This window comes from Aliidiomarina quisquiliarum (genome assembly GCF_023922585.1).
Taxonomy (GTDB): Bacteria; Pseudomonadota; Gammaproteobacteria; order Enterobacterales; family Alteromonadaceae; genus Aliidiomarina; species Aliidiomarina quisquiliarum.
The window spans coordinates 84,013-96,627 of the sequence record NZ_JAMFTN010000024.1 but is presented as its reverse complement, the minus strand read 5'-3'; the positions used below and the strand labels follow the sequence as shown (position 1 = coordinate 96,627).

Below are 12,615 nucleotides of genomic sequence, written 5' to 3'. Positions count from 1 at the left end.
AGCTAGCCTCGTTTTGTAACCTGCGGATTAAACCCAGGTAATAACGCTACGTTAAACTCGTCAATTTGTTCTGGGTTTAGATGCTTTTTAGCGTAGCTCATGTAAACCTTCTTTTCGACAAACAGATTAAATAAGTCTGGATCTAAATGGTGGTTTTCTACCATACGCCCCATAATTTGAAGCGTTTGTGACAGCGGCATGGCTTCTTTATAGCTGCGCTCAGGTGCTGTAAGTGCTTCAAAAACATCGGCAATACCCATTATTCGTGCGGGTACAGACATTTGGTCGCGGGTAAGCCCCTTGGGGTAACCGTTACCGTCCATGCGTTCGTGATGGCCACCAGCATATTCGGGTACTTGCCGTAAGTGCTTTGGGAAAGGTAGTTGGTCCAACATATTAATAGTATGCACCATGTGGTCGTTCATAATTTGACGCTCTGCTTCGGTTAAGGTACCACGACGAATCGACAGGTTTTCTAACTCGTCGGCATTAAGCAAAGGCTGCAAGTTACCCTCTAGGGTTGTGTAATGCAGCTGACTTAAACTTTGTACTCGGTCTATTTTCTCGTCTGGCATGAACTCGCCACCGGTGTTGGTGGCGCGCAAAAATTCAAGGGCGTCGAGGAAAAACTGCTCTTGTTCGGCAAGGGCTTCAGCCCTGCTTGCGTTAATTGTTTGGCCAGACTTTAAAGCAGCAACTTCAGCTTCAAGTTTAGCAATACGTTGTTCGCGCACTAGCACTTCAAGGCGAGCTTCAATTGTTATAATGCGGTCACAAATAGTTTCAAGCTTTTTCGACTTTTCAATAACATGGGGTGGCGTAACAATTTTGCCACAGTCGTGCATCCAAGCTGCAATTTCAAGGGCGTACATTTCAGCTTTCGACATTTTAAAGTCTTCCAGCCCAGGGTAGCCGGAATGACTTGCGGCCCTAGCTAACATAAGCGTGGCGTCTGGCACCCGCCGGCAATGAGCACCGGTTTGCGGCGACTTAGCGTCAATCGCTGAAGCTATAACATGGGTAAAGCTTTCAAATAGGGTATGCAAGTCGTCAATCAGTTGGCGGTTGGTTAAGGCTATGGCGGCTTGTGAAGCAAGCGAGGAAAGCAGTTGCATATCATCGTCGGTAAAAACAGCAGTACGGCCGTTTTTATCTTTTTTATTTAACAACTGTATAGCAGCAATAACTTCATTTTCATGATTTTTTAAGGGTATAACCAGCATCGATTGCGAACGATAGCCGGTTTTAGTATCAAATTGGCGCGTACCCTGAAAATCAAAGCCATCTTCCGTATATGCGTCGGTAATGTTTATTGTTTTTTCATGTAACACCGCATAAGCTGCCACCATACGTTCATTTGGAGTGCCATCGGCAAGGTAAAGCGGTAAGTCGGGAAACTTATTATTAACGGTTTCGCCAGTACCACCAAAATGAATATTAAGGGTGTCGTTTTGCACTAAAGCAAAGCGTAAAAACCTTTTATGCTGCTCTGGGGCATCTACGAGCATGTACAAAGTACCCGCGTCGGCACAGGTTAATTCACGCGCACCTAACAAAATAGTTTCCAATAATACATCGGCATTTTGTTCAGCCGAAAGGGCCACACCTATGTCGTTTAGGCGCTGCACGCGGTGAACCATTTCGCTATGAGACACAGCCGATGTTGGCATGAGTAACTCCTTAATAGTAGCTTTCCTGAGAGGTTAGCACGGTATTAAAAAGCTTACTCACTTCTATTGCATATTGCTAGAAGCTGTTTTTAGGTTTCGCAAAACCCAGCTGGGAACAGCACTAAGTGGTCAATGTTAAGCCGTAAGCCTATTTCACTACCCATGCTGTATTGGTGGTGAGAAGGCGACATACAATAAATTTGGGTGCCGTCGACTAAAGCAACCGTATATAAGTAATGAGCGCCACGGAACCCTTTGCCAACAATAACCGCACGACGCTCACTGGCCTCGTCAATAATTATATCATCGGGGCGCACTAACACATCTACCAGTTCACCTGCGGAATTATCAGGCACTTCGTCGCCATGGAGTAAACCTAATGGTGTAAATACCTTTTGGTCTGCTGTAATAGTGCCGCGTAGTAGCACGCCATGGCCAATAAAATTAGCCACTAAATGATGTGTAGGCTCGTGGTATAGCTCATAGGGAGTGTCCCATTGCAACATGCGACCGTGGTACATAACCCCGGCTTTGTCTGCCATGGCAAAGGCTTCTTGTTGGTCATGGGTAACTAATAACGCGGTAATGCCTTCGCTTTTTAGCAGGCCTCTTACTTCGGTGGCGAGTGATTCACGCAAGTCGGCGTCGAGGCTAGAGAAGGGTTCGTCGAGTAACAACACTCGTGGCCGAGGTGCCAAGGCGCGAGCTAAAGCAATGCGCTGTTGCTGACCGCCAGACAACTGGTGCGGATAACGATTACCATAGCCAGCTAAACCAACATGCTGGAGTAGTTGGTTCACTCGCTGAATTTGCTCGCTGCTAGAATCATTACGAATACCAAAGCTAATGTTATCGGCAACGGTAAGGTGCGGAAACAAAGCAAAGTCTTGAAAAACCATGCCCACGTCACGTTTTTCTGGTGGAATAAGCTGTGCAGGAGAGCTAACTAACCGGCTATTAATTTCAATGCTGCCGCGGCGTACAGGCTCAAAACCAGCAATAGAGCGTAGTAACGTGGTTTTGCCACAACCACTTGGGCCCAGTAAGCAGCCAATTTCGCCTTCTGCTAGGGTAAAGCTAACGTCGTCTACAATTGAGCTTTTACCGAATCCAACATCGACCTGATCAAGCTTTAACAGGTTCATAGATCTCCTCAGCTTTTGGTGTTACCACTGCTTGGTTATTACGATTATGGCGTGCTTGCATGGCCCGGCTTAAAAATATGACCGGAATAAGCCCAGCTAAAACAATCATAAGAGCAGCGGGCCCGGCTTCTGCTAAGCGTTCATCGCCCGCTAATTCGTATGCACGCACGGCTAAAGTATTAAAATTAAAGGGTCGTAAAATTAATGTGGCGGGCAATTCTTTTAGCACATCTACAAAAACCAAAATAGTAGCGGTAAGCAAGCTGGTTTTCAGTAACGGAAAGTGTATGCGCGACAGAATTTGTTGGCTGTTCAAACCTAAAATTTCACCTGATTCGTCCATGGCTCGGCTAATTTGCGACAGGCCACTGTCAATAGTTTGAATAGACACCGACAAAAAGCGCACTAGATAAGCAAATAATAGGGCGAAAATGGTACCCGAAAGTAATAAGCCTGGATTTATATCGAAAAAACGCTCAGAAAAATAAATAAGTTTATTGTCTAGCCAGGCAAAGGGAACTATTACTCCAACGGCAATAACGACCCCAGGAATTGCATAACCAAGCGACGCAAAGTTAATACTGGCACGAGTTAACGGTGTAGGTATTCGGCGCTTACCATAGCAAAGCCACAAGGCAACTAGCACGGTAATAATGGAAGCACCAATAGCCAAAATAAGGCTATTACGAATAAGGGCAATAAATTCGGGCTGTAACCACACATGCAAGCGTTCAAACGACCAAGTTAGTAATTGTAGGGCGGGTAAAATAAAGCCCAACAATACGGGAATAAAGCAGGCCACAAAAGCAAGCGCGGCCCTAAAGCCGGTCAGTTTAAATGGGCGTACAGAATGCTTACTACGGCCGGCCGAATGATATTGCGACTGGCGCCTAGAAATACGCTCGATAACCATTAGCACCACTACAGCACTTAGCAATATGCTGGCTAACTGCAAGGCGCCAATTTGGTCGTTCATGCCATACCAGGTACGGAAAATACCAGTAGTAAAAGTAGTGATGCCAAAGTATTGCACGGTACCGTAGTCGGCCAAAGTTTCCATTAATGCTAGGGTTACGCCTGTTGCTATAGCAGGGCGGGCCATGGGCAGCGCCACACGCCAAAAGCTTTGGGTAGGCGATAAGCCAAGAGTGCGTGCAGCTTCTATTGCCGCCCGCGATTGTTCAATAAAAGCGGCCCGAGTAATTAGATAAACATAGGGGAAAAGCACAAAGCTTAGCACCAGAATTGCCCCTGTTAAGGAGCGAATATCTGGGAAAAAATAGTCACCAAACTGCCAGCCAGTGAGTTCACGTAACAAACCTTGTACCGGCCCCTCGAAACTTAGCATACCGCTATAGGTGTATGCAGTAATGTAAGCGGGCATAGCAAGGGGAAGTAATAAAGACCAGCGCAGCCAAGATACGCCTTTAAAGTCGCATACGGTGGTTAACCAAGCCGCACTAACGCCCATCATGGTAACCAGTAAGCCCACCCCAATCATTAACACCAAGGTATGCCAAATGTACTCACCAATAACGAAGTGCCATAAATGGGCTAGAGTTTCTCGTTGTTCGGCACCTAGTAGACCGAGAAAGAATGCCGCGGCAACCACAATCAGTGGCAAGCAAATAACAGTGGCCACAAAAGGCAGGCTATAACTGCGAAGCAGGCTTATAGCCTGCCCCGATATACTAAGTTGATGACGACGAGTGGCAGTGGTCATGCTACTTTTAACGCCACCCTGCACGGTTCATTAAGCGAACGGCATCGGCGTTATGTTCGCCTAATTCACTAATAGGTAATGGGTCTGCTTTAAATGGCCCCCAGTTCGCTAAAATTGGGCTAAGTTCAGTGTCTGCTCGTACGGGGAATTCTTGATTCGCTTGGGCATACCATTCTTGCGACGCTTCACTAGCTAAAAACTCCATGAGCATAATGGCTGCGTCGGCATTTTTAGCATGGCGTAATAAGCCTATACCACTCACATTTACATGAGTGCCTTCAGCATTTTGGGCCGCCCAAAATAAAGACACTTTCTTTATTGTGTCAATACTAGTTTGGTCGTCGCTTGCGGTCATACCGCCGTAGTAGTAACTATTTGCTATAGCAATGTCACACTGGCCTGAAGCCACCGCATGTAACTGGTCACGATCTCCACCTACAGGCTTACGGCCAAAGTTAGCCACTAAACCGCGGGCCCATTGTTCAGTAATTTCTTCACCATAATGCGCAATCATGGCAGCAACCAGCGACTGGTTATAAAGATTATCAGAGCTACGTACACAAATACGGCCGCGCCATTTTTCGTCGGCTAAGGCTAAATAGTCACTTAGTTCACTTGGATCAACGCGTTCGTTGGCATAAAAAATGGTTCGGGCGCGCATACTTAAACCAAACCATTCGTTATCGCGATCGCGCAAGTTGCTGGGCAACGCTTGGTTTAAAATGTCTGATTGAACAGGTTGAAATAGGCCAGCTATTTTAGCCCGGTGTAAAGCACCCGCATCGACGGTTAAAAATAAGTCTGCTTCCGTATTGCGACCTTCATTTTGTAAGCGGGTAAGTAAGCCGTCGCCACTGCCTGTTAGTAAGTTCACTTGAATACCAGTTTCAGCGGTGAATTCGTCAAGTAGGGGCTTAATTAAGCCTTCATTACGCGAACTATAAATATTAACGCTCTCAACTTCATTGCGCGGAGTAAGAAGCATAATAACGCCAGCAAGAAAAGCAACGACAAGAATAATTTTGAGAATAGGTTTCATGGAAGACGACTCCTTTAGTTGGCTTAATTCTAAAATAAGCCAGTCTAAATGACAATCATTATCATTTAACTTTTTTAAGGGATGTTTGATTTAGATCACATTACTCCGCTTAATAGTCAGCGGAGTAATGTGTCTAGAGGCTGTCGTAGGCCTAACGGGCGTGGCTAAAGTTGCTTAGCCCAATTGAACTTTACGTAAGCGCAAAGCATTGGTAATTACAAAAACGCTAGAAAGCGCCATGGCACCCGCGGCCAGCATTGGCGAAAGTAAAACCCCAAAAGTAGGGTACAACACCCCGGCAGCAACCGGTATAAGGCATGCGTTGTAGGCAAAAGCCCAAAATAAGTTTTGCTTTATATTGCGAATAGTTGCGTGGCTGATGGTTCTAGCGTGTACCACACCTTGTAGGTCGGCGCGCATGAGCACCACGTCGGCCGACTCAATAGCTACGTCGGTACCCGAACCAATAGCAATGCCTATGTCGGCTTCGGCAAGTGCTGGCGCGTCGTTAATACCGTCGCCCACAAAGGCCACTGTGCCATAGGTTTTACGTAGGCTTTGCACCGCTGCTACTTTACCTTCAGGCATAACCTCGGCTACCACATGATCAATGTTGAGTTGGTTGGCAATAGCGTCTGCGGTGCGCTGATTGTCGCCAGTGATCATGGCTACGGTAAGGCCTTGTGCATGCATGGCGGCAATTGCAGCTTTGGTGGTGTCGCGTAAGGCGTCGGCAACAGCCACAATGGCCGCTAGCTTACCCGCTACAGCTACGTACAAAGGCGACTTGCCCTCGTTTCCTAAGGTGGTTGCTTGTTCGGAAAAGGGTGTAATGTCTATGTTTTGCTGGGTGAACAAACGGTCGGCACCAATTAAAATAAGTTCGCCATCAACTTCTGCCTGTACACCTAAACCTGTTAACGACTTAAACTTTTCTACCGTGGGTAGGGCAAGATTTTTAGCTTGCGCAGCTTTTACTAAGGCGTCGGCAATAGGGTGTTCCGACTGTTGCTCAACAGCAGCAATAATTGCCAACAAAGAATCGTAGTCAAAGCCGCTAGCGGTATGTAAGTCGGTTAGTTCTGGTTCACCACGGGTTAAGGTGCCGGTTTTGTCCAAAGCTATAACTTTGGCGTTGCGCAGAGTTTGTAAAGACTCACCCTTGCGGAATAACACCCCTCCTTCAGCGGCTCGGCCGGTACCCACCATAATAGACACGGGGGTGGCTAAACCCATAGCGCAAGGGCAGGCAATAATAAGTACGGCAACAGTATTTACTAATGCAAAAGTTAGCGCGGGTGATTCACCAAAAACCAGCCAAACTAAAAAAGTAAGTACCGCAAGACCAATAACAACAGGAACAAACACGGCGGTTACTTTGTCTACCATTGCCTGCACAGGCAACCGAGCGCCCTGTGCTTGTTCTACCAAACGAATAATTTGGGCTAAAACTGTGTCGCCACCAACCTTAGTAACTTGATAAATTAAAGCGCCATTTTTATTTACCGTACCACCAACCACTTCGTCGCCTGCTTGCTTTGTAACAGCGTCGGGTTCGCCGGTAAGCATCGACTCGTCTACATAACTTTGACCTGCAATTACTTTTCCGTCTACAGCAATGCGTTCACCAGGGCGTACTTCCACTTCCATGCCTACTTCAAGCTCGTCGATAGATATTTCTTGTAACACACCATTTATACGAACGCGAGCAACATTGCCCTGCAAGCTAAGTAAGTGCTTAATGGCGTCACCGGTACGGCCTTTGGCGCGGGCTTCAAGCACTCGGCCAAGTAAAATTAACGTAACAATAACGGCAGCCGCTTCAAAATAAACGTGACGAGTGCCTTCCGGTAGCAAAGTGGGTGCATAGGTTGCAACCGTTGAAAAAGCCCAAGCGGCCAAAGTACCCATAGCCACAAGGCTATTCATGTCGGGCGAACCGCGGAATAAAGCGGGAATACCTACTTTATAGAAACGCCAACCAGGTACCGCTAGTACCAAGGTTGTCAGTACAAACTGCAAGTTCCAATTTAATGTTTGACCTAAAGTTTGCTCCACCCAAGTATTTACAGCAGGAATAAAATGGCTGCCCATTTCAAGTATAAATACCGGCAGCGTAAGCACTAGCGCGAACCAGAATGAAAGCTGCAAGCTATGCAGTGCGCTTGCTTTGTCAGCTTCGGCATCGGTACGGTTTTCACTTTTCAAATTGGCTTCATAGCCTACCTTTTTGCTGGCCGCCATAAGTTGTTTAGCATTTACCATGCCAGCTAAAGACTCAACACTAGCGGTTTCAGCGGCAAGATTAACGCGGGCACTAATAACCCCTGGTTCAGCCATTAAGGCTTGTTCAACTTTACTTACACATGAAGCACAATGCATACCGATTAAGTTAAATTCGAAATGTTCGGTACTGGCTGGGTATCCGGCTAGCTTAAGCTCATTCACAATCTGGCTAAGCTCTAATATGTCGGTACCGACTACACGGGCTTGAGCGTTGGCAAGGTTTACCGACGCCTCGGTAACGCCTGTGGCTTTTTCTATTGCCTGGGTAGCTCGGCGCACACAGCCAGCGCAGGTTAAACCTGTAACAGGAAATTCAAACGTACGTGAACGTACTGGCATAAGTAACTCCTAAGAACAAATTATTTGCTAGCTAATACTAACAGTATACAGTGTGCAGCTAAGGCGAAGCGAATATAGCAAGCAGTTCCATATATCAAGCTAACTTAAGGCGCTTTTTTGCCACATTACAGACATTAGTGTTATGGTGGTCTATCTTTGAAACGTTGACCAAACAAGCACCATACCTTTACCTCGGTTGGTGCGGCAACGTACCAGTACTCATGTGCTATTGCTAACTGAACATTGAGTTGCACTTTTATTAACAGGCTGCAGCCAATAAAAAATGTTTACAATTGTTGCATATTATGAGTGTTTTTTAGTTTCTATTTATAAACACAAGTAATGATAAAAGCCTTACCCGCTTCTATAAATAGACACTGTCAATTTTACCGCATGCTTTTAGCGTTCAGCTAAAGTCTTAAGCTGTGAACTTTCAGTTAACGCTATCAAGGAACATAAGCGGTAGTTTAGGAGTGAGCATGTTTCAATTTTCAACCACAAGTGCGCTATTAATCCTGCTCGGATTTTATGGCATAACTTTTCTATTTACCTTACAAATAGGCCAACGCCAAGAAAACGCTGACAGCTACATGGTTTCAAGTGGCTCGGTTGGTTACAGCATGTCAGCAGCTAGTATGACAGCTACTTGGATTTGGGCAGCGTCGTTTTATGCGGCGGCAAGCTCAGGTTATAAATATGGCTTGTCGGGTGCAATTCACTATGGACTGTGGGGCGCCTTAATGATTTTGTTTATTTATCCCTTTGGGCGGCGTTTCCGCAAGCTAGCTCCAGATGCCCATACATTGGCAGAAATTATGCACGCCCGCCACGGCAGTGCCAGCCAAATGATGTTGGCTGGCTCGAACGTGGTCGGAAGTATTATTAGTTTAATGGTGAATTTTACCGCTGCAGGGGCCTTGGTCAGTATTTTGTCGCCACTAACCTTTGTGCAAGGAGTTATGATTGCAGGCGTAGGGGTGTTGTCTTATACCTTCTGGTCGGGCTTTCGCTCATCGGTATTTACCGACTTCGGCCAGCTTATTGCCATGGTGGTTGCGGCGGTAATTATTATTCCGGTTATTTTCTTTAAGTTAGGTGGGCCAGAGCTATTTGAAGTGGGCATGGTAAACCTAACGCCTGAACAGGCAAGTTTTTATTCACCTACGGCAATTTTAGAACAGGGGGCGCCATTCTTTGTGGCGGTACTGGCCTATGCTATTGGTAACCAAACTATTGCTCAGCGTTTGTTTGCGGTACGAGAAGATCTTATTAAACCTAGTTTTATAACGGCTACAATAGGCTACGGTTCTATTGTTATTGGCTTAGGTATGCTGGGGTTGTTGGCACTGCTAGCTGGCGTAGAACCCATCGACGGCGACCTAAACAACTTAATTCCGCAAATGGCTGCTACCTATTTGTCACCAGTAATGGTGGGGCTTTTATTTGTCATGATCATTGGCTCACTATCGTCCACGGCCGACTCTGATTTATCGGCTTTGTCGTCGATTATTATGGCCGACGTTTATGGTAAACAAATTAGTAAAAACCGACCGAACCCAACCACTATGGTATGGGTAGGGCGTTTAACCATGGTTACGGCCACATTATTGGGGGTTGTTTTTGCAAGCTTGAAACTAGACATATTGTCGATGTTAATTTTTGTTGGGGCCCTATGGGGCGCTATTGTGTTCCCGGTTATTGCTAGTTTGTATTGGAATAGGGTAACCAACCAGGCCTTTACAGTGTCAGTTATTGTAGCTTTCGTAATGTTTATTATCGCTCGCTTTCAGTTGTTTGAAATAGTTGGCTTTACTGCCTTAGCATTTGAAGTACTAGCAACAATTGGTGCTGCAGTGGTTATTGGCTTGATGAGCTTTGGTTTCTTTGGTCAGCGCGCCGGTTTGGTTATAGGCGGTATTTTTGGTATTGCTCTGTCATTCTATAGCATTGGCTTCTTACGCGACTATATAGTACTGCTTAGTTCGCTTACAGCTTATGGCGCAAGTGCATTGATATGTACAGTACTTACCTTATTGAGCAAACAACCACCCTTTGAATTTAAAACAATCGATGAAAAGGTTGTCGAGTTTCATTCAGAACAACCACAGTCAATGGAGAATTTATAATGTCATCCTTCTGGCTTACAGTGTACGTATTAATTTGGCCGGTTATTGCTACCGGTGTATTTCTAACTTTGTGTGTTAGTTTAGTAATTGACATCAAAGCAGCTAAGAAAAGTGGCAAGTCGCTTGTATAGCAACAAGCAAAAAACTTAAAGAGAAAAGGGGCGCTAATGTGCCCTTTTTTTATTCGCCATATTAAATTTTTAGGTGTTTAGAAGGTGAACGAACAACAAAATTATCCCATACGTGACTATAGGCTGCGTGTTGATTGGGAAAAGGGGTTAAAGACTTGGCCTCATTAAGGCAGCACCAACGGTATTGGCTGTGCTCTTTGTTTAGCATGACTTCGCTAGGCTCTGGCAGATAAGCCACAAAGACAGGCACCAAGATAATGCTGTTAGTAGGAATGTCGTAAAACTGTTCAATATAATCGGCGGAATAAAGAGCGCTGGGAATACAACCGGTTTCTTCTGTTAACTCTCGGTTAAAGGCTTGCCAAGCAGTTTCATTAGCTTCGATGCGGCCACTTACATGGCTCCAAAATTGGTCTTTATGACGCTTTAATAGCAGCATTTTAGTGTTGCCATTAAGCTTGGCTAACACCACCCCGGCTACCACCGCAGTGTTTAATTGAATATTGTTCATAGCGGCATTATTACTCCATAGTTTTAATATGATAGCTATATATTTTGCAGTATTACCTTGTTTATATAGTTAACCAAGTAGTGAGCGATAGCCATGAGTTTTAAGTGCTTATTGCAACCTTTTGATAATAAAGTGTAAACAGTGTATAATTTACGCGTTTTTGTGCCACAGAGGAGAATGTTTTGTTAAACAAAAAAATAGCCATATTAGGCGGAGGGCCTAGTGGGTTAGCACAGCTAAGAGCCTTTGAAGCAGCTCGTTTAGCTGGAAATAAAAACCTTCCAGAAATTATTTGTTATGAAAAGCAAAACGACATCGGCGGCATGTGGAATTACACATGGCGTACAGGGCTCGACAAGAATGGTGAGCCAGTACACGGCAGTATGTATCGTTATTTATGGTCTAATGGCCCCAAAGAGTGTTTAGAGTTTGCTGACTATACGTTTGACGAACATTTTGGCCGCGCTATTCCTTCTTATCCCCCCCGTGCGGTTTTAAAAGACTACATTCTTGGTCGTATCGACGAAGAAGCCATTAAAAAGTACATTCGCTTTGAATGCCCAGTGCGTTGGGTTGAGTACGACGACGCCACTGAAAAATTCACCGTTACGGTAATGAATCATAAAACTGGTGAGCAAGAAACCGACATATTTGACTATGTGGTGGTTGCCACGGGGCATTTTTCTACCCCTAACATGCCTTACTTTAAAGGCGTTGAAGACTTCCCAGGCCGAGTTTTACACGCCCATGATTTCCGCGACGCACTAGAGTTTGAAAATAAAGACGTACTAATGATCGGCTCTAGTTATTCCGCTGAAGATATTGCTTCGCAGTGTTATAAATATGGCGCAAAGTCGATTACCATAAGCTACCGCAGTGAACCGATTGGTTATGACTGGCCAGATAACATGGAAGAGCGGCCATTAGTTACCCATTTCGAAGGTAATGTCGCTTATTTTAAAGACGGTACCAGCAAAGCCTTCGACGCAATAATGATGTGTACTGGTTATTTATTCCACTTTCCGTTTTTACCAGACGAGCTGCGCCTCGATACGCATAATTGCATGTACCCTGAGCATTTATATAAAGGGATTTTCTTCCACGACAACCCAAAAATGATTTACTTAGGTATGCATGATCAGTATTACACCTTTAATAAACTTGACGTACAAGCGTGGTATGCTCGTGATGTTATTTTAGGTGATAAAGCTATACCTAACGCTGAAGAGCGCTTGGCCGATATGAAAATTTGGCAAGACCGCCATCAGGCTCTCGACGGCTCAGATGACCAAAATATCGACTTTCAGGCCGACTACATACTCGACTTGTTAGCAACCATTGATTATCCAGACTTCCCAGTAAAAGCACAGGGTGAGCTGTTTAAACAGTGGTTACGTGACAAAGAAGAAGACATTATGGGCTTTAGAGAAAAAACCTATGCGTCGACGATGACTAATACCATGGCAACGGAGTTACCAGCGCCTTGGCTAGAAATTAAAGACGACTCACTAGAAAGCTTTATGTCGTTAGACTTTGTTGAAGCAACTGTTGATTAAGAAAAGATAAAGAGCAATGATGACAAAGCCCAGCTTAGCGCTGGGCTTTTTTGTGGTAAAATTTTATTAGGATTGGCCGTTACATACTC

General features: G+C 45.2%; 9 protein-coding genes. 3 read left to right on the top strand and 6 right to left on the bottom strand.

The window, feature by feature from the left end; genetic code table 11:
* Positions 1 to 2 precede the first annotated feature (2 nt).
* The 5 genes from M1L23_RS10695 to M1L23_RS10675 form a co-directional block, all read right to left on the bottom strand.
* The gene (locus tag M1L23_RS10695) at positions 3 to 1,670 is read right to left on the bottom strand and encodes an HD family phosphohydrolase (protein WP_252627357.1); all 1,668 of its coding nucleotides are present in this window, start codon (positions 1,668 to 1,670) and stop codon (positions 3 to 5) included.
* 89 nt (positions 1,671 to 1,759) lie between these two features.
* Entirely contained in the window at positions 1,760 to 2,809 is a 1,050-nt protein-coding gene (locus M1L23_RS10690) for an ABC transporter ATP-binding protein (protein WP_252627404.1), read from the bottom strand.
* A complete protein-coding gene (locus tag M1L23_RS10685; RefSeq protein WP_252627356.1) occupies positions 2,796 to 4,538 on the bottom strand; it encodes an ABC transporter permease in 1,743 nt (580 codons plus the stop codon). Before M1L23_RS10685 ends, M1L23_RS10690 begins: the two co-directional genes overlap by 14 nt.
* Positions 4,539 to 4,545: 7 nt before the next feature.
* Positions 4,546 to 5,577 carry a Fe(3+) ABC transporter substrate-binding protein gene (locus M1L23_RS10680; RefSeq protein WP_252627355.1) on the bottom strand — a complete coding sequence of 344 codons (1,032 nt, stop codon included), beginning with the start codon at positions 5,575 to 5,577 and terminating at the stop codon, positions 4,546 to 4,548.
* A 174-nt stretch (positions 5,578 to 5,751) separates the two neighbouring features.
* Entirely contained in the window at positions 5,752 to 8,202 is a 2,451-nt protein-coding gene (locus M1L23_RS10675) for a heavy metal translocating P-type ATPase (protein ID WP_252627354.1), read from the bottom strand.
* Positions 8,203 to 8,681: 479 nt separating this feature from the next.
* Here M1L23_RS10675 and M1L23_RS10670 point away from each other — a divergent pair, with 479 nt between their 5' ends.
* Both M1L23_RS10670 and M1L23_RS14880 read left to right on the top strand, forming a co-directional pair.
* A complete protein-coding gene (locus tag M1L23_RS10670) occupies positions 8,682 to 10,328 on the top strand; it encodes a sodium:solute symporter family transporter (RefSeq protein WP_252627353.1) in 1,647 nt (548 codons plus the stop codon).
* The gene (locus M1L23_RS14880) at positions 10,328 to 10,459 is read left to right on the top strand and encodes a putative transporter small subunit (RefSeq protein WP_256473754.1); all 132 of its coding nucleotides are present in this window, start codon (positions 10,328 to 10,330) and stop codon (positions 10,457 to 10,459) included. The genes M1L23_RS10670 and M1L23_RS14880 overlap by 1 nt, the downstream gene beginning before the upstream one ends.
* A gap of 61 nt (positions 10,460 to 10,520) precedes the next feature.
* Here the strand turns inward: M1L23_RS14880 and M1L23_RS10665 are convergent, their stop codons facing one another.
* A complete protein-coding gene (locus M1L23_RS10665) occupies positions 10,521 to 10,970 on the bottom strand; it encodes an NUDIX hydrolase (protein WP_252627352.1) in 450 nt (149 codons plus the stop codon).
* Positions 10,971 to 11,152: 182 nt separating this feature from the next.
* On the opposite strand from M1L23_RS10665, the gene M1L23_RS10660 reads away from it, so the two are divergent.
* Positions 11,153 to 12,526, top strand: a complete 1,374-nt coding sequence (locus tag M1L23_RS10660; RefSeq protein WP_252627351.1) for an NAD(P)-binding domain-containing protein — start codon at positions 11,153 to 11,155, stop codon at positions 12,524 to 12,526.
* Positions 12,527 to 12,615: the final 89 nt, after the last annotated feature.

Excerpts from the sequence above, each read along its gene's own strand:
- M1L23_RS10695 (WP_252627357.1), bottom strand. The coding sequence starts at position 1,670 with ATGCCAACATCGGCTGTGTCTCATAGCGAAATGGTTCACCGCGTGCAG.
- M1L23_RS10685 (WP_252627356.1), bottom strand. The coding sequence starts at position 4,538 with ATGACCACTGCCACTCGTCGTCATCAACTTAGTATATCGGGGCAGGCT.
- M1L23_RS10680 (WP_252627355.1), bottom strand. The coding sequence starts at position 5,577 with ATGAAACCTATTCTCAAAATTATTCTTGTCGTTGCTTTTCTTGCTGGC.
- M1L23_RS10675 (WP_252627354.1), bottom strand. The coding sequence starts at position 8,202 with ATGCCAGTACGTTCACGTACGTTTGAATTTCCTGTTACAGGTTTAACC.
- M1L23_RS10670 (WP_252627353.1), top strand. The coding sequence starts at position 8,682 with ATGTTTCAATTTTCAACCACAAGTGCGCTATTAATCCTGCTCGGATTT.
- M1L23_RS14880 (WP_256473754.1), top strand. The coding sequence starts at position 10,328 with ATGTCATCCTTCTGGCTTACAGTGTACGTATTAATTTGGCCGGTTATT.
- M1L23_RS10665 (WP_252627352.1), bottom strand. The coding sequence starts at position 10,970 with ATGAACAATATTCAATTAAACACTGCGGTGGTAGCCGGGGTGGTGTTA.